20 protein-coding genes are annotated in these 22,094 nt (G+C 36.3%); 2 read left to right on the top strand and 18 right to left on the bottom strand.

What is annotated here, in order from left to right:
* Positions 1–110: 110 nt before the first annotated feature.
* The 15 genes from ACRXC1_RS13570 to ybeY form a co-directional block, all read right to left on the bottom strand.
* Positions 111–1,841 (bottom strand): 30S ribosomal protein S1, encoded by a 1,731-nt coding sequence (locus tag ACRXC1_RS13570; protein ID WP_392910360.1) that lies wholly within the window; start codon positions 1,839–1,841, stop codon positions 111–113.
* 166 nt (positions 1,842–2,007) lie between these two features.
* Complete coding sequence (locus ACRXC1_RS13575) at positions 2,008–3,153, bottom strand: hypothetical protein (RefSeq protein ID WP_392858447.1); 1,146 nt, start codon at positions 3,151–3,153, stop codon at positions 2,008–2,010.
* Between the two features lie 5 nt (positions 3,154–3,158).
* A complete protein-coding gene (locus tag ACRXC1_RS13580) occupies positions 3,159–4,241 on the bottom strand; it encodes a DUF3108 domain-containing protein (protein WP_433659571.1) in 1,083 nt (360 codons plus the stop codon).
* Between the two features lies 1 nt (position 4,242).
* On the bottom strand, positions 4,243–5,316 hold the full coding sequence (lpxK, locus tag ACRXC1_RS13585; protein WP_392910365.1) for a tetraacyldisaccharide 4'-kinase: 1,074 nt from the start codon (positions 5,314–5,316) through the stop codon (positions 4,243–4,245).
* A gap of 9 nt (positions 5,317–5,325) precedes the next feature.
* Positions 5,326–6,456 carry a lipid-A-disaccharide synthase gene (gene lpxB, locus ACRXC1_RS13590; RefSeq protein WP_433659573.1) on the bottom strand — a complete coding sequence of 377 codons (1,131 nt, stop codon included), beginning with the start codon at positions 6,454–6,456 and terminating at the stop codon, positions 5,326–5,328.
* A complete protein-coding gene (locus ACRXC1_RS13595) occupies positions 6,453–7,400 on the bottom strand; it encodes a Gfo/Idh/MocA family protein (protein ID WP_392910370.1) in 948 nt (315 codons plus the stop codon). Before ACRXC1_RS13595 ends, lpxB begins: the two co-directional genes overlap by 4 nt.
* A gap of 12 nt (positions 7,401–7,412) precedes the next feature.
* Entirely contained in the window at positions 7,413–8,207 is a 795-nt protein-coding gene (gene lpxA, locus ACRXC1_RS13600) for an acyl-ACP--UDP-N-acetylglucosamine O-acyltransferase (protein WP_392910372.1), read from the bottom strand.
* A 12-nt stretch (positions 8,208–8,219) separates the two neighbouring features.
* Positions 8,220–8,699 carry a 3-hydroxyacyl-ACP dehydratase FabZ family protein gene (locus ACRXC1_RS13605; RefSeq protein ID WP_392910374.1) on the bottom strand — a complete coding sequence of 160 codons (480 nt, stop codon included), beginning with the start codon at positions 8,697–8,699 and terminating at the stop codon, positions 8,220–8,222.
* A gap of 13 nt (positions 8,700–8,712) precedes the next feature.
* Positions 8,713–9,729, bottom strand: a complete 1,017-nt coding sequence (gene lpxD / locus ACRXC1_RS13610) for a UDP-3-O-(3-hydroxymyristoyl)glucosamine N-acyltransferase (protein ID WP_433659576.1) — start codon at positions 9,727–9,729, stop codon at positions 8,713–8,715.
* 73 nt (positions 9,730–9,802) lie between these two features.
* Positions 9,803–10,303 carry an OmpH family outer membrane protein gene (locus ACRXC1_RS13615; RefSeq protein WP_433659578.1) on the bottom strand — a complete coding sequence of 167 codons (501 nt, stop codon included), beginning with the start codon at positions 10,301–10,303 and terminating at the stop codon, positions 9,803–9,805.
* Positions 10,304–10,319: 16 nt separating this feature from the next.
* Positions 10,320–12,614, bottom strand: coding sequence for an outer membrane protein assembly factor BamA (bamA, locus tag ACRXC1_RS13620; protein ID WP_392910380.1), 2,295 nt, complete (start codon positions 12,612–12,614; stop codon positions 10,320–10,322).
* A 128-nt stretch (positions 12,615–12,742) separates the two neighbouring features.
* Complete coding sequence (locus ACRXC1_RS13625) at positions 12,743–13,399, bottom strand: ABC transporter ATP-binding protein (RefSeq protein ID WP_392858428.1); 657 nt, start codon at positions 13,397–13,399, stop codon at positions 12,743–12,745.
* Positions 13,400–14,593: an ABC transporter permease gene (locus ACRXC1_RS13630; RefSeq protein ID WP_392910382.1), complete on the bottom strand. Its 1,194-nt coding sequence runs from the start codon at positions 14,591–14,593 to the stop codon at positions 13,400–13,402.
* A 1-nt stretch (position 14,594) separates the two neighbouring features.
* Positions 14,595–15,708, bottom strand: a protein-coding gene (gene prfB, locus ACRXC1_RS13635; protein ID WP_392910740.1) for a peptide chain release factor 2 whose coding sequence is annotated in 2 segments (ribosomal slippage) — positions 14,595–15,635 and positions 15,637–15,708 — 1,113 coding nt in all. Because the reading frame shifts where the segments join, the coding sequence is not laid out codon by codon here.
* Between the two features lie 28 nt (positions 15,709–15,736).
* Positions 15,737–16,285, bottom strand: coding sequence for an rRNA maturation RNase YbeY (gene ybeY, locus ACRXC1_RS13640; protein ID WP_433659581.1), 549 nt, complete (start codon positions 16,283–16,285; stop codon positions 15,737–15,739).
* 72 nt (positions 16,286–16,357) lie between these two features.
* On the opposite strand from ybeY, the gene mazG reads away from it, so the two are divergent.
* Both mazG and coaE read left to right on the top strand, forming a co-directional pair.
* The gene (mazG, locus tag ACRXC1_RS13645; protein WP_433659583.1) at positions 16,358–17,164 is read left to right on the top strand and encodes a nucleoside triphosphate pyrophosphohydrolase; all 807 of its coding nucleotides are present in this window, start codon (positions 16,358–16,360) and stop codon (positions 17,162–17,164) included.
* Between the two features lie 2 nt (positions 17,165–17,166).
* Positions 17,167–17,817, top strand: coding sequence for a dephospho-CoA kinase (gene coaE, locus ACRXC1_RS13650; protein ID WP_392910386.1), 651 nt, complete (start codon positions 17,167–17,169; stop codon positions 17,815–17,817).
* A 33-nt stretch (positions 17,818–17,850) separates the two neighbouring features.
* Here coaE and ACRXC1_RS13655 read toward each other — a convergent pair whose 3' ends face one another.
* The 3 genes from ACRXC1_RS13655 to ACRXC1_RS13665 form a co-directional block, all read right to left on the bottom strand.
* Positions 17,851–20,151 (bottom strand): hypothetical protein, encoded by a 2,301-nt coding sequence (locus ACRXC1_RS13655; RefSeq protein WP_433659586.1) that lies wholly within the window; start codon positions 20,149–20,151, stop codon positions 17,851–17,853.
* Positions 20,152–20,357: 206 nt separating this feature from the next.
* Positions 20,358–21,143 carry a FliA/WhiG family RNA polymerase sigma factor gene (locus tag ACRXC1_RS13660; protein WP_392858414.1) on the bottom strand — a complete coding sequence of 262 codons (786 nt, stop codon included), beginning with the start codon at positions 21,141–21,143 and terminating at the stop codon, positions 20,358–20,360.
* Positions 21,144–21,159: 16 nt separating this feature from the next.
* Complete coding sequence (locus ACRXC1_RS13665; protein ID WP_392910390.1) at positions 21,160–22,056, bottom strand: MinD/ParA family ATP-binding protein; 897 nt, start codon at positions 22,054–22,056, stop codon at positions 21,160–21,162.
* Between the last annotated feature and the right edge of the window lie 38 nt (positions 22,057–22,094).

Genomic DNA, 22,094 nt, shown 5'->3' on the forward strand with positions numbered 1-22,094 from the left:
CTGCTGCGAACCGCTCGGGCTTGAACCCTCGCTCTCGACACCAAACTCTAGCTAAAGAGATGGGGAGCTAGCATAGCGTCCAATAGTTTGCCTTTGGGCAAACAATGACGCTATTCTTTACCTAGGTTGAAGCCCTTAAGAACGTCACCAAGAGTTGCAGACTTAACTACTTCTTGTTGCATTCCCTGAGTATCAGAGTTTAGAGCAGATTTCATAGATAGAGCGATTTTCTTCGCATCTTTATCTAGAGAGATAACCATAGCTTTAACTACGTCACCTTTCTTAACTACGTCTTCTGGCTTCTCAACTCTATCTTCAGATAGTTCAGAAATGTGAACTAGACCTTCGATACCAGTTTCAAGTTCAACGAAAGCACCAAAATCAGTTACTCTAACGATTTGAGCTTCAACGATTGTACCAACTGGAAGTCTTGTTTCAATTTTCTTCCAAGGATCTTCTTTAAGTTGTTTAACACCTAGACAGAATTTTTGGTTTTCTTTATCAACTGAAACTACTGCAGCTTCAATATCATCACCAACTTTGTAATCGTCGTTTAGGTTGATATTTTTCTTAGTCCAAGAGAAATCAGATACGTGAATTAGAGCATCAACTTCTTCACCAAGGTCAACGAAGATACCAAATTCTACGATTGATTTAACTTTACCAGTTACTTTTGAACCTACAGGGAACTTAGCTTCTAGAGCATCCCATGGGTTTTCTTGAAGTTGCTTGATACCAAGAGAGATTCTCTTGTTTTCTACGTCAACTTCTAGTACTTGAGCTTCAACGATTTCACCTACAGTGAAGTGCTTCGTTGGGTTCTTGATAGAGTTTGTCCATGACATTTCAGAAACGTGGATTAGACCTTCGATTCCGTCATCAAGTTCAATGAAGATACCGTAATCTTTAACAGATACGATCTCACCTTTAACTTTTGTACCAGCAACATACTTCTCGTGTGCAGCTTCCCAAGGATTTTCTTGAACTTGCTTAAGACCAAGAGATACTCTTTCTTTTTCTTTATCAAACTTAAGGATCTTAACTTCGATTTCGTCACCAAGAGTAAGGATATTTGATGGGTGCTTAACACGTCCCCATGACATATCAGTGATGTGTAGAAGACCGTCAATTCCACCTAGATCGATGAATGCACCGTAATCAGTGATGTTCTTAACGATACCTTTAACAACCATTCCTTCTTCAATTTGAGAAAGAACTTCACCACGTAGTTTACCTCTTTCTTCTTGAAGAATAGCTCTTCTAGAAAGAACGATGTTTCCACGTTTCTTGTTGAATTTGATAACTTTGAATTCCATCTTCTTACCGATGAACTTATCAAGGTTTCTAGTTGGTCTAACATCAATTTGTGAACCAGGTAAGAAAGCCTTAACACCGATATCAACAGAAAGACCACCCTTAACTTTTGCTACAACTGTACCAGTAACTGGAGTACCGTCTTCACATGCTTCAGAAATTTTATCCCAAGCTTTAAGGATTTGAGCTTTGTCCATTGAAAGAACTAGGTTACCTAGGTGAGACTCTAGTTTATCAAGATAAACTTCAATTTCGTCACCAAGTGCAACTTTTAGAGAACCATCGTAGTTAGTGAATTCTCTTTTTGGAACAAGACCTTCTTGCTTGTATCCAATGTCAACAAGTACGTAATCAGGTGAGATGTTTACAATTTTACCTTTGAAAACTTCACCTTCTGTAAATGTTGGAGTTTCTGTCGAATCTAATAGCTTCGAAAACTCTGTTTCATCTCTTGTCTCAACGTCTTCGCCAAGAACAACTTCGTAACCTTGCATCCAAGATTGTTTTAGATTGTTTAAATCTGTCATAATTTACCTCACGGCAGACAACTGAAAGTGTCCAATCAGTGCCTTAATTTTTGATATCTAAAGGCAAGGCCTTTAGTGTAAATCTCTTCTACTGAAGACAATTTACTTTAAAATGATTTTGCGCATCTTATTATTTACGGGGCCCTACGTCAACAATAAAAACTTATTAATTATAGAACCTTAGGCGTTTATTCAGGTGTTTCTCGTACAGTTTAAATAGGTTATATTTATAACCATCGATACCATGCTCATTCCAAAGCTCATCGCGAGACTTTAGACATGATTCCTTGTACTTAGCATTGTTTTGGACAATATCCTTAACCTTGGCCCTTAACTCCCTAGCATCGCCCTGACGATAGGTAGCAAGTGAGCCATGATAGATACGATGCAACTCTTCTGTTGTGGCATTTCTTGGCACCGCAGTAGGAATACCTTTTAAAATTGCAAGAAGTGCATAATCTTCAATTGGCGATTTTGATGTGTATGAAATCCAAATATCAGAGCGAACTTCATAAATATTATCATGCTCATGAAATTCAACGTAATTTTCAAGTTTGTACTCAGCAATCCTATCTTTTATGGGATTGTAGAGAATATTTCTCTCCCACTTTCGATTTGAGAAAATATGTAGCTTAAATCTCTTTGGTAGCTCATTATCTAAATTTAGTGCCCACAAAGATTCTAAGCATACAGAGAGGTCGTTTAGTTCAACTTCGTGATCATTTACCCAACAAGAAAGGTGAATAAGATTTTCTTCGTCAAAAGTATATTTTTTTTCAAAGTTAATCTTATCAACACCAAGGCCTGAAGAATAAATCTTGCGAATAGGAACATCCATATGAGTATTGATAGAGTCAATCATCTCTCTAAAAGGGATAAAAATGAGATCAATTCTTCCTATCAGGCGGCGATACCAAAATTGCTTATAGAACTTACTAACTTCAAAGTTGATCGTGAAAAAGAGTGCAGTTAAGTTTCTCTTTCTTAAAAACGAGGCCAGTGGCCATAGGAAATTAAGTTGGTAGCAGTGAACGATATTGATATCATAGCGCTTAATAATGCCTCTTAGCTTTGAAAGCTTGTACCAATTCCATACACGAAGTTTAGTTGTCCCTGTGTGGAAGATACAATCGATTCCGGCCTTCTTACACTCACGATGGAGAAATGAATCCTTCAGACAGTAGATAAAGATATTATGGCCAATTTCTTTTAACAAAATACTATCTCTTAAAAGCATACGTTCCTTCGAACCTGAACTATAGGTTGGAGAAACATAGAGAATATTCTGTTGTTTTCTAAAAATATTAACCATTAATTTTACTTACCAGTATCCTTTCCTGCTTTATGAGAGATTAGCTCTCCTTTAACTGTTCCAATTTTAACCTTTGCAGAGAACTTTAGTACAGTTCTACTTTCATCCGTTGAGATCCAAAAGTTAATATCTCCCGACTTCTTTAAAACACCAGGGAATTCAGTTTGTGCCGTAATCTTATAGGCTTTATATAATTTCCCCATCACTGTAATGTTTTCGATTTCATCAACAGTTGCCTTAAGAAGCCATGCCTTACCTCTTGTGATAATTGGAAAGTCAAAACTTGTTCCAATTTCCATAGGAATACCACGAATAAAATAAAGGGCCGAAAAAGAATCAGTAAAATAGCGTGGCAGATACTCAACTTTCTTTACTTTTTTCGTCTTCCCTTTCTTTAATCGGTTATAGAAAAAATATGTCTTTAATTCATCGTGATCAAATAGCTGAAGATCATCAACAATTTGACCAGACTCACGTTGCTTCATCTCATATTTTAAAGAAGAAAACTTCCCCTTATCAGCATCAACATAGACATCAAGAGTATCTTTCAGTTTATAAATTCCTTCAAAGTATTCAGCTGATTCTAAAAGTGCATTTACATGAAGAACATCTTTATCACCAATCTTTGCCATTGGTTGCGTACTAATAGTAGCAATACCGGCCTTAAATATTGACCAGCTAATTTCATACTTAAATTCTTCACCAACAAAGAAGATAGGCTTGTAACTCTCCCAGTATTTTTTAGATTCTTTATCAAAATTTAAAAATACATTTGGATAGTCCTCACTTTCTTGAGGATTTAGTTTTACCTTTGGAGCTTCTACTACTTTCTTTGGTTTCTTCGCAACGGCCTTTGCCTCTTTCTTTTCAACCTTCTCAATTTCTTTCTCTTCGATAGAAGAAGAAAATGGCGGAGGAGTAGGCTTTGGCTGCTTAACTTCAGTCGTTTTAAATTTATCTAGAGTCTCACTTTCTTCTGTGGAGAAGATCTCCACAAGATCCACATCATCACTATCACTTTTCATGAGTGCACCGGCACAACCGAAAAGGAGTAAGGCAATAAGACTTAAAGAAAAAATATTTTTCACTCTAACCTCTAACAACCGAGTTGATTTTATCTTTTACAAATTGCTCGCCTTTTATAAATTCGATACCAATTTGTAGGTAGTGAATTTTATCACTACTTGAACACCTCTTCATTTTAACAATATCTTTCTCAGTTGTAAGAATGATGGCATCCTTTTCTTGTGCTAATTCGACAAGTCCATCTAACTCACTAACTTTATAGAGGTGGTGGTCAGGGAAATTAAAATCGTCAACTATATTTGCATCAAGTTGCTTAACTAATTTTAAGAATGCTTCCGGAGAAGCAAGTCCAGAAACACAGATTACACTTTTTCCTTTTAGGTCAGTTAAAGCATACTCTTCTTCGTGAAGAAGGTTCTTGATTGCACTAGGTGCATATTTGAAAAAGCCACTTGGTGTATTTGCCTTACAATTATCTAAAATATATGACTCAAGTGTATCAAGTTTTTCTTCGCTAACAAGATCGGCCCTACCAAATAGAACGATATCAGCTTCTCTTAATGCACTTACACCTTCTCTCAAGTATCCTCTAGGCGGACAATGATATTTTGACATTGGAAGAAGTGAATCAAAGAGTACAATATTTAAGTTTCTATTAATCTTTAAGTGTTGAAAGCCATCATCTAGAAGAACAACATCTGCTTTTTCTTCTTCATAATATCTTCTTAAGTTGTCACTTCGGTCCGCGCCAACAACAACGCTTGCATTCTTTAAGTTTCGGCTTAAAACGAGGGCCTCATCACCGAAGACAAAAGGGTTCTCGCTGATCTTTTTGCCTGTTTTTATTATTCCACTCGATTTCTCAAGCTCACCTTTGTATCCTCTTGTTAAAACCATCGTTTTCTTATTTAGAATATCATTCAAATAATTTCCGATCCAAAGAGTAAAAGGTGTTTTACCTGTACCACCAAGAGAGAGGTTTCCAATACTAATAATTGGCACCTCAAACGATGATGATTTAAAAATCCCCATCTTAAATGCGAATCTTCTTAGGCGATAGATCCACTCCCATAGAAAACTAATTGGAGTCAGGGCCACAGAAAAGAAGTTAATGAGTTTTATATTAATATTATTCATGATTCCTCATTATAAATAAGCACTTTTAATTTTATCGAGAAGATATTGAGAAACTTCGATATCCTCACCTTCTGTTAAGTCTCTTAGCTTTTGAAGTTCACTAAGAACAAGCTCGTAGCGATTCTTATCATCAAATAGTTCTTTGGCCTTACGGACAAGATTATATTCACTAAAACCTTCACCTAGGAGTTCTGGATAAACCTCATGTCCTAGAATCAAATTAGGAATTGAAACAAAGCCCTTATACTTAACAATATTTTCAGCGATAAACGTATTGAATAGATTGAGATCATACGCAATCACACTAGGAACACTATATAAGGCCAATGAAAGGTTTACAGTTCCACTTGTTGCAAATGAAAAGTCCGCTTCCTTAAGAGCTGTATCTAATTCACGATCCTCATAAACCCTATCAAACTCACCTTCGAAGCGAGAAAATAGCTCCTCATCAACAGAGCTGGCCTTAACAATAGAAAGCTTAAAATTATAATTTTCTTTTAGCTTTCGACAGGCCCTAATAAACTGAGGTAACATGAATTCAATCTCAAAGCGTCGACTTCCAGGCAGAAGAAGAATATTAAATTCTCCATTTTTAAAGTCAACTTCATGTCTTTGAAATCCCTCAAGAAGAGGCTTCGTTTTCTTTAGAAGTGGGTGTTCAATTGTAATGGCCTTACTTACACCACGATCCATAAACCACTTTTTTTCAAATGGAAGGATACAAAAAAGTGTATCAACAGAAGCCTGAAGGTATTTTGTACGCCACTCTTTCCAAACCCATGCTTGAGGTGCCACATAGTAGAGAACCTTGACTCCGAGCTTTTCAAGCTTCATGGCCAATTTCAGATTAAATGTTTGGAAATCAATTAAGATAGCAACTTTAGTTCCACGCTTCTTTACTTCATCAATAATGCGATTATAAGCACCATAGTAAAAAGGAACTTTTTTAACTGCTTCTGTTATTCCCCAGGTAGAAAAATCTTTTAGATCATAAAGTAATTCAACTCCTTGCTCTTTCATAAGTTCTCCCCCTACTCCGTAGAATTGAGTATCAGGAGCTCCCTTTGTAAGAGTCTCAAGGAATGTCATTGCATGTTCTTCACCAGATTTTTCACCAGCAATTATTAAGCAGCTTTTCAATTAAGTTCTACCTCAATATTCTTTTCAAGCGATTCATTAACGGCCGCAATTAATTCCATTGCAGCAATTCCATCATCAATTGTTACAAATTCTTTTGTGTCATTTAAGATGGCATTATAGAAACGCTCTTGTTCGATTAGTAAGTGATCACGTTTTTCGTAATCAAATTCATTAATAACTTGCTCCTCACCAGCTTTAATATCTGTTGAGTAAGAAGCTTTATTATTTAATAGGTCAACTCTAAGAATTCCCTTCGCAGAATTGATTTGTACACTTCTTTCAGTCTTTACATCGTTTCTTGAGTTTTCAATTGTTACGAGACGATCGCCATAACTTAGTAGCGCCTTCACATGATCAAATTTATCAGTAAGAACTTTCATCCCATAAGCTCTGATACTCTTAGGTTTTCCAAAAAGCATAAGGGCCAGATCGAGGTCGTGAATCATAAGATCTTCCACAACACCAACATCTGCGGCCCTTCCTTTAAATGGCGAATTTCTTACAATTGTAGCAACACTAGAATTTTCAGTAATGTCTTTAAACTCTTCAAGACGCTCCCAGACTTGATGGCATCTTTCACTATGTCCAACTTGTAACTTAACACCCTTCTCATTAGCAATTGACTTTAAATTCCTTGCCTCTTCTACTGTAACAGTAACTGGCTTTTCACAAAAAACATGCTTGCCTTCTTCAAGTAAGAACTTAGCAATTTCGAAGTGAAAGCTTGTTGGTGTTGCAATTACGGCGGCATCAATTTCACCGATGACTTCTTTAATATCAGAGACAATCTTGATATCAGGGTATTTTTCTTTTGCTTTTTCTTGATTAGCGGCAAAAGGCTCAACAATTGCAATTAACTCACAATTATCTAGATTATATGCTTTCTGAGCATGCCATTGACCTAAGTGTCCATAACCAATTGAAGCAACTTTTACTTTAGACATAATTAATTCCTATTAGCTTAAAAACGGCGCAATTCCCATTTTAGTCGTTACAATATGCTCTTTAATGCGCTCGATAATTTCATTATTTGCATATGGCTTCATTAGCTCTTCAGTTTCAACGAATGTACGTGGTGAGTAAGTTGAAGCTTCCATATCACGGAAGAAGTCAACAATTTCAGAAATAGCATTTCTTTCAACACCTGCACGACGAAGACCGATGATATTGATCCCACGAAGCTTTGCACGGTTACCATAAGCAGTACAATAAAGTGGAATATCCTTATCGATAGCTGAAGCACCTCCGATATAAGCACCTTCTGCAACTTTTACAAATTGAGAAATATTAGTTCCACCACCAATGATAACTTTATTACCAACTTTTACGTGACCTGCAAGGTTTGTTGAGTTTGCCATAATAACACGATCACCAACCACAACATCGTGACCTAAGTGAACTTTGGCCATTAGAAGACAGTTGTTACCAAGAGTCGTTTTTTGACGATCCTTCATTGTACCTCTGTGAATTGATACATATTCACGAAGAACATTATTATCACCAATCTCAACTTCTGTTGGATCTTCGCTATAAGTTAAGTCTTGTGGTTCTTCACCAATTGAACAGAATTGATAGATTTTATTATTGTCACCAATTCTTGTAATACCATTAATGATTACGTGGTTACGAATGTCACAATTTTTTCCAATTTTAACTTTTGGACCGATGATACAGTATGCACCAACAGTTGTTCCTTCTCCAATTTCAGCAGACTCGTGAATAATTGCAGTTGGGTGAAATCTCTCGCTCATGGAGGCTCCTTCTTAATTATCTTTTACTTTAAAAGATGCAAGAACCTGACACTGGCTTACTAGGTCGCCTTCGTGAAAGATTTTGCAATCGTTTTGTAAGAAACCAGTACGCATTTTTGTACATACAGTTTCAATATCTAATTTCATACCAGGGTGAACTGGTTTTCTGAACTTTGCGCCCTCAATTGATAATAGCGCAACTTCGAATTCACCTTCTTCTAAATTTTTGTAATAAAGCTTTAATTGAAATGAAGTGAATTGTGCCATCATTTCGACCTGTACAACACCAGGAAGAATTGGGTTTCCAGGAAAGTGTCCTGCGAAGATTGGGTGATCTTCACGAGTTGTATAATTTCCTTTTACAACTGCACCAACGAGATCTTTTAACTCGTTCACTTCACCTACAGCTTCTACACTTGTAATCTCATCCACGAATAAAAATGGTTCGCGATGAGGGAGAATTTGCATTACTTGTTCTTTGTTTAATTGCATACGTTACCTTCCGTTAAATATTCTTTCGTAAAAAAGCAATTCCTCGTAAAAATTCACGCATAGGTCTTGCCGGGTATCCACCAACGATTTCCTTCGGCTTCACGTTTCCAATAGCGACACTGCCTCCTGCAAGTTGAGCGGCCATCCCGACTTCTAAATTGTCAGCGACAGCGGCCTTTCCTCCAAGAACAGCGTAATCTCCAATCTTTGTGCTGCCACCAAGTCCTGCTTGTCCACAGAGAATAACTCCATTACCAAGCTGAACGTTGTGTGCAACTTGCACTAGATTATCAATTTTAGCGCCATTGCCAATACGTGTCGGTGAAAATGTTCCTTGGTCAATACTCGTATTTGAACCAATTTCAACATCATCACCAATTACAACTCCACCGAAGTGCCAAATCTTATGATGAACACCTTGATGAAAGTTATAACCGAATCCATCACTACCTATAGTCGTACCGGAGTGGATTCGACAATTCTTTCCAATGACAGTTTGAGGATAAATTGTCACGTTAGGATAAATTGTACAATTTTCGGCAATTTTAACATTTGGTAAAATCACACAACCGGGCATGATTGTGCAATCAGCAGCAATTTCGACACCTTCTCCAATAAAAGTATTCTCAGCTATTTTTACAGAAGGATGAATTGTGGCCATGCCACTTTTACGGCCATCAAGATCATAGCTAAGTGAACCAAGTTTTTCGTCGAAAAATATTTTAGATGCTTTTGTAATTGAGATAGGAATATTCGTTGAAGAAATTAACACCTTTGAATTATCTTCAAGTTCTTTCTTTTGAGAGTCCTCTAGTGACTCAAAGAGTTTTGCATCGACAATTAATGCAAGATTCTCACTAGCTTTCGCTTCTTGGTACTTTGCTAAAAATTTCTTAGCACCAATAAAGAGAATTCTTCCTTCAATAATCTCTTCCATCGAAGAAATTCCTGTTACTTCGTAATCAGAATTTCCAGATAGAAAACTCATATCGCTATCGTTTTCAATAATATTTTTAATAAGAATGGACATTTTATCCCCTCCTTTAAAACGACAAAAGGGAATACCTACGTATTCCCTTCATGAGTCTTTTTTAATTAGGATATTACTTATGTTTTTTATCGTAAGCTTTAATTACATCTTCAGTAATGTCAGTTACTTTTTTGATGTAAAGAATTGGAGTTGTTGATGTTTCATAAGTCCAGTCTAGACCTTTGCTTTTTGATACTTCTTCAACAACACCTTTAATTTTATTTAAAATTGGTCCCTTTGCAGTTTGTTCCATTTTTGCAAGCTCACCTTGATACTTCTGCATTTTTTGTTGGAAACCAAAGAACTTCTTTTGTAGCTCTTGACCTTTTTGTTGCTTAGTTTTCTCATTCATAACAAGAGCTTGTTTTTCAAACTTCTCTTTTTCTTTTACTAGAACTTCTTCTTCTTTCTTAAGTTCTGCCTGCTTCTTATCAATTTCTTTTTGCAGCTTATCTTTGATCTTTTTAGATTCTTTAACTGTTAAAAGAACTTTTTGAACATCAACACGACCAATATTCATTGCCGATGCAGTTAATGAAGAGAAAAGTAATCCAATAACTAATAAATTTTTCATATCGTCTCCTTACGAATTAGAATAATTGTCCAATATCAAAGTGGAATTTAGTCCCGCTATTCATATCTGGATCAGGGTTAATAGGAACCCCCCACTCAAATCTTAGAACACCAATTGGTGAGAACCAACGGAAACCAAAACCATAATCCATATATATCTTATCGATATCTTCTAGTCTCTTTGCTGTACCAGCATCGAAGAATGTAACAAATTTAAGACCTGCTTCTTTTGCAAGAGGGTGCTCAAGCTCAAGAGTTGTAAAAGCAGTAAATGGAGCACCAATATTAAATGACTCTGTTTTATCAGGAGTTCCTGGATCATTATCGTGATCATATGTTACAGACTCTTTTGGCCCAATATCTTCAATATCATAACCACGTAGGTTTCTTGCACCACCAAGAGAGAACTTCTCATTTCTAGGTACTGGAACACCTTGCTTCTCCTCGATTTTACCAGTGTAGAATCGACTTCTAAATACTAGCTCTTTCCATACAGGATAGAAGTAGCGTAAATCAATTTCATTCTTCCACCACTTCTTATCTCCACCTAAACCAGCGTACTCAGTTGCAAGGTTCCAGTAGTATCCGTCCGTAGGTTCAAAGCGGTTATTTCTCTTATCTTTTACAACGGCAACACGAACAGAAGATGTAACACCATCTTCATTCTCATCGACTGTCGGATCTTTAATGTCTGTTAACTCAGTTTCTTCAAGTTTATAAGTTGTATAAAGTCTTGTGTAATCGAAGATTGGATAACCAATACGAGCAGCAAAACCATGTTTCTTATAATCATATGAGTCTAATTGAGTATCTACAGTTCTAAAGACCTCGCCTCCTAGAGTCCATTTAGAGTCCATAAAGTATGGTTCCGTAAATGAAAGAGAAAAGTTCTGTTGTTCTTTTGCAATATTAGTTGAGAACGATAGCTGTTGTCCTAAACCTCTAAAGTTATTCTGAGAAATCGAAGCTTGAAAGAATCCACCTGTCGCAGTTGAATAACCAGCACCAAGTGAAATTTGCCCTGTACTCTTTTCTTTAACACTAATTTCCACATCAAGAACATCATCTTGCCCAGGAGAAGAAACCGTATTAAAGATAACACTTCCTGGCTCAAAGAAACCTAGGCGGTTAACATTCTCTTTTGACTCACGAAGACCAGAACCAGAATATTTTCCACCCTCGTGAATCTTAAGTTCACGGCGAATTACCTTGTCACGAGTCTTTGTATTTCCAGTTACCGAGATACGTCCAAATTTAGCAAGCTTCCCTTTTTCAAATGAGTATTGAATATCAACTCTATTCTCACCAGGAACTAATTGGATATTTCTAATTACGTTGGCAAAGGCATAGCCAAGATCTTGGTATGACTCAGTAAGTGTTTGAATATCACGTCTTAATAACTCTTCTGAATAAACTTCACCGGCCTTAAGTTTAGTCTTCTCTCTTAGCTCATCTTCTGTAAAAAGAAGCTCACCTTGAAAGTAGACATCACGTACATCAAATTTTGGACCTTCTTTAATTTTAACAGTAATGAAAACCCATTTCTTGTCTTCAGAAACAGTGACCTCAGGAACGGCCACGTTAACTTGTAGGTAACCTTTCGTTGAATAGAAGTATTTGATTCTTTCGATATCTGTTTTGAAATTAAGTTCTTTAAAATTTCCTGAACCCGAAAGGAATGAGAATAGACTCTCCTCTCTTGTTTCCATAATTGACTTAACTTCTTCTTCAGCAAAAGCAGTTAACCCTAGAAACGTAACCTTTTTAACTCGAACCTTATCGTATTCACTAATATTATAAACAAGGTGAACGTTCTCTTTATCAACTTGTCTAATTTCATATGAAACATTAGCTAGGTAGAAGCCCTTCTCTTCATAGGTCTTTTCCATCTGGCGAACATCTGCTTGAATCGAGTTAATATCAAGAATTGAATATTCTCTCGTTTTAAGGCCTTCGCTTAAATCGTCCTTATCAACCTCATCATTACCTCTAAAAACAATCTTAGCGATAATAGGCTTTTCAACAACTTTAAAGATTAGCTTATTTCCATCTTGATGCGCTTCTACTGATTCGAAGTACTTTAGATTATAGATAGTCTTGATATCATCAAAGAGTGTTTCATTCGTTAGAGTAAGGCCCGCACGAGAGCGTAGCTTATCGAGTACAGCTTCTTTCTCTACTTTCTTTAAACCTTGAACTTCAACACTTGAGATTTTAAATAGACGTACACGTGGTCCAATTTCACTTGCTTGAATACTTAAGGTAATTGAAAAAACAATAATATATATAAAACTCTTCCAAGAGTTAATCATCTAGTCTCCATGATCCAGCGATCTTGCCATGTGTGTGTGCAGACAAAAAATACTTGAGTAAAAAAATATCAATAATCTTACAAAGTTACAAAAAGAAAAACGAACATCCTGCACAAAAAAGTGACCAACTAATGCAGGATCCCATCGATCATCGTGTGAACACGACTAAACTTTCGAGACATTTCCTCATCATGAGTGACCACAAGAAGGGTTGTTCCAAGCTCTCTTGAAAGCTCAAAAATAAGGTCGGCCACAATTTTAGAATTCTTCGAATCAAGATTTCCAGTAGGCTCATCGCACAATAAAAGCTTAGGACGCAATGATAGAGCACGAATCAGATTTATACGCTGCTGCTGACCACCAGAAATTTCATACGGGTACCTTTTGAGGCACTCAGCAACTCCTAGGGTCTTGGCGAGTGAAAGAATATACTTCTTCACTTTTGACACATCATGTCCCCCTAAGCGTGCCGGTAGAAGAATATTTTCTAGGCAAGTAAGAGATGAGAGTAAAAAGTGAAATTGGAAAACAAATCCTATTTTGGAATTACGATAATTCGCTAGTTTTGCGTCATTCATTTGGCCAATATTTAAGTTGTCGACTGTAATTTGACCGGAAGTAATATTTTCGAGGCCGCCAATCAAGTACAAAAGAGTCGACTTCCCACAACCAGATGAGCCTTTGATAACACATTGCTCGCCTTGAGATAATTCGAGATCAACACCCTTTAGGATATGGGAGTTTCCAAAGTCTTTGTAAACATTCGATACATTTAAAACTGCCATTTACGAAAACTCCTCTCTAAGACCTTGGGCCATTGATTTTGAATCTAGTCTTTTAAGAACTATAAAAGTTAAAAATATAATAAAGATAAATGAAATAAATCCAACAATAAAAATATCTCTTAATGATAAGAATAGCTCAATGCGATTTAGGTGATAGACATCTGTAGGAAGAGAGAAGATATCAAGCGTCCCTAAGAAGTAGTCAAAGACTTCAACACAAATAAGCGAGCCCATAAAGGCAAGAAACCAGATCCCAATATTTTGAACTAGCCATAGCGTTCTAAACTTCTTTGGAGAAAGTCCTATTGCGTAGAGTAAGAATATTTCTTGAGAGCGTCTTTCCTTAGAAAAAATAATAAAAGCAAGACAGTTGAAAATGGCCAAAACAACCACAATTGAAAAGACAATTGAAATCATATACTTTTCAAATTCGACGGCCTTAAGAAATGTTGCAAAATCACTCCAATACGGAGCAATATTGTATTCATAGTAGAAGACACTCTTCATATCTGCCACCACTTCATTAATCTTGGCCAGACTTCGATATTCAGGCTTTAGTCTTAGGCTCATTAAATTGATTCGACCCTTAACCCCTAACAGGGTTTGAATCTTTTTTAAATTCACATAAACAAAGCGGCTTCGATACTCATGGATCTTGAAAGTTTTAATATCTTTAATTTTTAAGACGGCATTAGTTGGTAAGTAACGCTCACCTAATTTCCCTGCAGAGAAACTAAACTTCAGAGTATCACCAACTTTAACTTTTAGATCTTGCGCAAGTAGATCACCGATAATAACTTCATTTTCTTGTGGCTCAACAAGACCATTATCTAATTGATTGATTTGTTCATTAACACCAACAACAAAGACGGCCTTTCCCTTTTCATCTTTGTTAACAAAAGATTGGGTACGTAGCATTGGTATCTTTGTTTCGATTGGAAAATTATTAAGATCTTTTTGTTCGTTTTCGTTTAATTCAAAAAATCCATTTGTGGCCGTAAGAATAACTTCACCACTTCCAGCATTTAATGATTTTTTAAGCGTAACTCCAAAGCCATCCATAAGAGCTAAGCTACAAAGGATGACAGCTAAAGAAAACATTAAGCCCAGTATTGTGGCGGTTATAAAATAGCGCGAAGATCGATCACGAAAAAAAAGTAATTGGAAATCTTTAAAAAGATAGAAAAAACTCAATTTACTCTTCCTTCATCCCATCAACTGACCATCTTAAGTAGGCATCCATAAAACCATCGATATCACCATCTAAAACTTTTTCAGCTTGTGATGATTCAAAATTAGTTCTGTGGTCCTTAACCATCTTATAAGGATGTAGAACATAAGAGCGAATCTGCGCTCCCCATCCAATTTCTTTCTTATTAGCTTCTTCTTCTGCAGCTGCTGCTCTTTGCTTTTCTAGTTCTAACTCATATAAACGAGACTTAAGAACTTTCATTGCTTGAATTTTATTTTGCAGCTGTGATCTTTCATTCTGACAAGTAACAACTAAACCTGTTGGAAAGTGGGTAATCCTAACGGCAGAGTCAGTTGTGTTAACCGACTGACCTCCAGCTCCACCTGAGCGGTAAACATCGATTCGAATATCTTTATCAGCAACCTCAATTTCAATATCGTCATCCACTTCTGGAGAGACAAAGATTGAAGCAAACGAAGTATGGCGACGATTTGCTGAATCGAATGGCGAAATACGAACAAGGCGATGAACACCAGTTTCAGACTTTAGATTTCCGTAGGCGTAATTACCTTCAATTAGCATCGTAGCAGATTTAATTCCTGCACTATCACCATCTTGTACATCAAGAACTTGAACTTTAAAGTTCTTGTGTTCGGCCCAGCGATTAACCATCCTAAAGAGCATACTTGCCCAGTCACATGATTCTGTCCCACCGGCACCAGCATTAATACTGACAATAGCATTATTTGAATCGGCATCATCAGAAAGAAGAACCTTCAGTTCTGCCTTATTGAATTCATCGACAAATTCATCAGCAATCTCAATCGCCCCAGTTGCAGAATCTTCATCCCCTTCAGCTGCGTACTCAATTAAAATTTCGAATTCATCATATAGGTCTTTTAATTTTGTATAAGTATTAACGACATCTTCTAAAAGGTTTTTTTCCTTTTGAACTTTGGCAGCGTTCTGATTGTCGTCCCAGAAACCAGGCATGGCCTCCATATCTTGAATTTCACTTATGCGTGCTGACTTTTGGTCAACATCAAAGTGACCTCCTTAGACTAGCAAGCTTATCATCGTAACTTGCCATTAGTGATTTCTTCTCACCAAGGGCTATGCGAGTACTTTCTTCCATCTCTACTTTCCTATTTCTTCTGCCTAGATTTTTTAATTTTAGTTAAAATCTCTTTTTCAAGAGCTTCCATAATTTCTTCTTCCTCTTGTGAGATTTCGTGATCATATCCTAACAAATGAAGAAGTCCGTGACAAAATAAGTGAATAACCTCTTGCTCAAGTTCAAGATCAAACTCTTTTGCTTGCTTTGCTGCCACATTTCGACTGATGATAATATCACCAAGCATAACAGGCCCAGGAAGAACGAAATCCGTACTGTCGGGACGCAAGCTCTCATACATAGGAAAAGAAAGAACATCTGTCGTTTTATCTTTACCTCGATGATCGCGATTAATTTGTTTCATACGAGAGTCACCACAAAAGTGAAGATCGACTTCAATCTCTTCGTGAACCTTCTTATCTAAACAAGTGTTCTTTGAATAAAGAAAGTTACTTAAGACAACAAGTGAGTCTTTTAGCATATTTTCACAGGCCGTAAGTCCCCAATCACTTCTAGAATTGTCAGCTAAGTTAACAATAAGTCTTGATTTGTTCACTTGAATAGTTGCGCTATGGGCCATTATTTCCAATCTCTTTTTAAGGGTGTATTATTCTGTCTTAAGTTACATAGATTATATTACCAAGGCAAAGTTATGTCACTAAGCGAAATGGAAAGATTAAGAGAAGTTGTTGCAAAGTTAAGAGATCCTAAAGACGGTTGTCCATGGGATCTAGAACAAACTCATAAGTCCCTTCTAAAGTATTTGATGGAAGAGTCATATGAGTTCATGCATGCAGTTGAAGATGGTAACTACAAAAAGATGGAAGACGAATTAGGTGATGTTCTTCTTCAAGTTGTCCTTCACTCTCAATTAGCAAGTGAAGAGTCTAAGTTTGATCTTAACTCTGTTGCTAAGACAATCGCTGATAAAATGGTAAGACGCCACCCCCATGTGTTTACGGACAACAAGGCAAAAGATGTTGCGGAAATTAAACAACGTTGGGAAGAAATAAAGAAGGCCGAAAAAGCAAATGAAGAAAGCCTTAAGAAATATGAAATTTGTAATGAACTCCTCTCTTTTCCGGCCCTTACAAGTGCTGCAAAAATTGGAAAGAAAACGCATAAAATAAACTTTGACTGGGAAGATTACACGCAAGTAATGTATAAAGTCGAAGAGGAGTGGCAGGAGCTAAAAGAAGAACTCACTCCAGGGCGCGAGCTCAATAAAGAAAGAGTCCAAGAAGAAATGGGAGATCTTTTATTTTCAGTTGCACAACTTGCAAGACATCTCGATCTAGATCCAGAAATCACATTGCGAGAAGCAAACTTAAAATTTAAAAGACGCTTTAATCAGCTTGAAGACATTGCCAGAGAAGAAGGTATTGTCATTCGTGAAAGCTCTCAGGACGAACTTGAAACTCTCTGGTCTCGTGTTAAAGAAATCGAAAAAAGCAACTAGTTATGAAAGCATCACCTATTAAGCTAAAAAAAGAATTCATCACTCTAAAAAAAGATAAGCGTCTTTATCAAATGCCTTGTCCTGTTGTTGGACTAACTGGAGGTATCGCCACAGGAAAATCCACAGTATCTAAGTTATTACGTGAAAAAGGCTTCCCTATCATCGATGCAGATGCACTTGTCAAAGAAGTATATAAGACACAAGAGTCTCTTGAGCACTTGCAAAATTATTACCCACGTGTTGTCGAAGAAGATAACACAATTAACTTTAAGTTACTGCGTGAATACTTTTTTCAAGATATTCAAATTCAAAATGATATTGAAAGCTTAATCTATCGTCAGCTTCCCGAAGCTTTCTTAAAAGCTTTTAAAGATCTCGGTTCTCCAAAGGTTGTGATCTATGATGTTCCTCTTTTATTTGAAAAGAATCTCGATTCTTTCATTGATCACAAGGCCGTTGTTTACTGCCCACGTGCAAAACAAGTTGAACGCCTAATGGCCCGTGATGGAATAGAAAAAGATCTAGCCTGTAAGATTCTAGCAAAACAAATCGACATCGAAGAAAAAGCAAAGCTTGCTGACACTGTCATCGATAATTCAGGAGAACCTGAAGACTTGAACTTAAATATGTTTTTAGATCACTTTGATTTATAGAAATAAAAAAGGCTCCCTAAGGAGCCTTTTTTTTTACAATATAGGATTACTATCAGCAACAGTGTGTTCGATCTCGCCATTTTGAGTGCGAAGATTTTGAAAACTTCCATAAAGGCCGCGAAGTGAAGAAATAAGTTCTTCGTCCTCTTCTTGAGCAAAACGTGATAGGTGTTGCGTTTGAGTTGCAACATCATTAATTTCACTTCTAATTGCCTTGAAAGTATCTTTAATGGCACTAACATCAGGTACTTCTTTACTATCCATAATGATTTGCACTTTAGAAAGCCCAACATCTAGTTGTGTTGAAACTTTTGAAAAACTACCCAGTGTCGAGTTAAATTCTTTTAGCTCACCAGCAAACTTCCCAACAGTTGTCTCACTAGCAACCCCTCGTTGGATTTGATCGATAATTTGAGAACTTCTCGCTCTAAACAACTCAACTTGTGACTTTAATGATTTAAATTGGTCACGTGACCTTACAAGTCCTGCATAAGCTGCTTTATTCTCATTAATAATTTCAACAATCTCACCTGATCGTGTTGCTAATTCAATTTCTTCGTCAAATAAGCGGTTTGTCATTTCGATCATATAACGATTCATTTCTTCAAACTTAGCTCTCATTTCAACAACTGATACAATTTTATCTTTTGCAATTTTGAATTTATTAATCGCATCTTTTTGTAAATCTTTCTGACCTTCAAAAATAATTCTAACGTCATCAATAATTTTATATTGTTCAAATAAGTTATTTTCCAGAAGCTCAATTTCCTTCAAGAATGAAGCTTTCTGCATTAAGAAGTGATCATTAACTTTAGTGAATTTTTCATATACATTATCAATCCCAGCAGCTGAAAAATCTTGTTGTAACTTTTCTCTAAACTCACCATTGAATTTATCCTCAATGAGAGCATCAAGAGACTTCCAAACCGGAGAAACAACTGACTTCATTTGATTAGATAACGTCTCCTCTAAACTTCTTAAAGGATAGAAGATAACCATAATACGCTTTTGATCTGCATACTCGACTGGAGAAACGTACATTTCAAATGGTGCTGCTTCCTTATCATTTTCTGTTTTGACTTGAATCTGATAGATTCCTGCCACACCGTCTCTTACAGCACTTATTACAGGGTCATTTTCACCGAGATTTGTAAATGTACTTAAATAGTCCCAAGTGATACTCATATCTTTTTTAGCACTATCGATACTCCAGTGCTCATAGAATAAAGAGTTGGCCCAAACAGCATTAAGATTTGAATCTAAAAGGAGTGATGAGAAAGGCATCGCATCTTGAAAGATCGAACCAAAGCTCATTCTCTTGTGAATATAGCCACGGTATTTTTCAATCTCTTCTTTAAATGGATGTGACCAATCACCTTTAAGAGATGCTTTCACTGGTATTACTCCATCCTTAATTAGATCAAGTGAAGTAGCTTCAAGCATTTTCTTTGCTCTTTTTTCAGAGTAAGCGAACATAAAAAGTCCACCTGCAAAAATTGTAACTAAAATTCCAATAATTGCGACAAGACCATATAAAGTTGTTTGAGAAGTTTGATTTAATTCAATTTTTTGATAAGTCAGTTTTGGACCAAACTTCTCACTCCATGCAAGATAGCTCTTATTTGTAGTCTTCCAAATACTATCAAAGTCACGAAGTGTATTAAGAGATTTCTCTAAAAGATTTAATTCAGTTCTTAAAGTTCCAAGACGAACAACAATAAGGTTCTTATCTTCATCCGAAAGAACTGATCTCATTGTTACCTTTTCCATATAGTCCACATCACCTGCTATCGAAGCATGTAGACGTTTTAAATTTCCGTAACTGTAAAAATTAGAACTCTTAGTTGTTCCCACTGAAATTTTAGTTTTAATTTTATTTGAAATTCTTGTTAAAGTTCTCCACTGATTATGGACAACGAAATTTTGGAAACCAATCATCTTCGTTCTAAGAACATTAATAAGTGTTGATTTATTTGCAGAAGTTGTAATGTCATCTAATTTCTTTCTCAGATCAGAGAAATTATTATTTAGGGCCTCATATTCAGCAATGTTTACGATTTCATTTAGTTCTTTAATTGAAGTTTGAAATCTTTCGAATTCAGATGTTGCCTCTTTTGTACGATCAACTCTTACTAACTCTTTAATATCTTCAAGAGTATTGGAATTCTTCACCTCTTCAAATTTAGAAGTTGATTCGTAGACCATTGTCATGCGATCAAAATTAGCTGGGCCATTCTTCCAAAAGGACCAAACACCGTATGAAACAAGTGCTGTCGTTAGAATAAGAGAAACAGAGAAATAGATAAACAACGGCTTACTGAAACGAAGCTTCATTATAGGTCTCCTAAATGTCGGAATGGGAAAATCACTTCCATATGTTAACGGTCCTTCACATCCTGTGAACGTAAGAATTTCTAAATCTATTATGCAATTTTTTAATTGAATTTTAAAGGCTTAATTAATTTATTTTATAGGCAAACAAAGGCCCTTTAATTGAAAGGGCCTGAGTAAAAAAGTATGTTTTTAAAATTGTATTGTGATTAGCTAACTAGTTCTTCATAACCTTCAAACATAGTTTGTAGCTTAGCTTTAAGTTTCATTACTGCTTGAGTGTGTAATTGAGAAACACGTGATTCAGTTACATCTAGTACCTGACCAATTTCCTTAAGGTTAAGATCTTCATAGTAGTAAAGAGAAAGAACAAGTCGTTGCTTTTCTGGAAGTTGCTCTATCCCCTCTTTAATTTTATCTCTGAAATTTTTATTTGAAACAGCAGTGAATGGATTCATTGCCTTACTGTCTTCATTTAGTCCTGCCATTGCACGCTTGTCATTGCGATTAAATGTCGCTGAGTCATCAATATTCAGGATAGAGACAGACTTCGCCTTATTTAGCATTGTGTGAAATTCTTCTTTAGAACACTCTAGCTCTTTACACATTTCATCATCAGTTGCTGGACGGCCAAGTTCAGATTCTAGCTTAGAGTATGCGCGGTCAATTAGCTTTGCCTTCTCTCTTACAGAACGAGGTACCCAGTCTTGTGAACGAAGTTCATCAAGGATAGCTCCTCTAATTCTAAATTCTGCATAAGTTTTAAACTTATTATCACGTGAAGGATCAAATTTCTCGATCGCATCCATTAGCCCAATAACACCACATGAAATTAGATCATCTAATTCAATATTTGATGGTAGGCGTGAAGCAATTTTTTGCGCAATATACTTAATTAGTGGAGCGTATTCCACTACGATCTCATCTTTTACTTTTGGATCTACAGTTGATCTGTAATCTTTTAAATTCTTTAATTTTTTGGCCAACGATGACATCTCTCTCACTCCTTGATTAAGCTAGTTGCTGTGGGTTACTACCAGCACGACTGAATCCCTTCAGCAACGCAGGCGCGACTCGACTAGTACTGTCCTCGTCGGTAAATTTATTAATGATGTTAGTGTAATATTTCGAAAGGGAATTCTTTTCCGTTTTTAAAAGTGCGTGATCAAATTTGTCAGATGGAATCTCTAAATTCTTCACACCACCTAATACACTAAGATTAGCTTGCATAAAGCTAGCAACAGTATCCACTAGAGACTTAACAACTTTTCTATACTGTTGATTTGAATCAACTCTATTTACAATGAGATGATTATTTTTAATTTGATATTTTTGATTTAGGATTTTAATTAAGGCATAAGTATCTGTGATTGATGAACGGTCAGGATTAACAACCATAAAACGATAATCGGCATAGGCCTGTAGATTTATCGTCTCTTTATTAACACCTGCTGGGCAATCAAGGATTACATGATCATATTCACTTCTATGGGCCGCGATAATATCAATAATAAATTTATCGTGCTCGAAGCTAGTATCGAATAAGTCACTATTACCATTACAACCACTTAGAAGGTGAATATTTCCAAGCTTGTATAGACATTCATCGAATGATTTTTCTAAAGAGAGTAGTGAATAGAAGTTATCGTTCAGAGGTAGTCCTAACTTCACGGCAGTATTTGAAAGGTTATAATCACAATCGATTAAAAGAACCTTCTTGCCTTTAGCACTTAGCTCGTTGGCTATCATTAAAGCGGTAGTAGTCTTCCCTACACCACCTTTACCTGATCCAACTGCAATAATTTCACATTCTTCATTAAGGTAACTAAGAGGGGTTTTAACATTCAATTCGCAGCTATCGTCACTACGGTGCGATAACAACCATGTTGAAAGATCGTTTCTGGACATCCTGTCTCCTAAACAAAACTTATAAATTTAATCTAATA

This window comes from Halobacteriovorax sp. GFR8 (genome assembly GCF_050955245.1).
Classification (GTDB): domain Bacteria; phylum Bdellovibrionota; class Bacteriovoracia; order Bacteriovoracales; family Bacteriovoracaceae; genus Halobacteriovorax_A.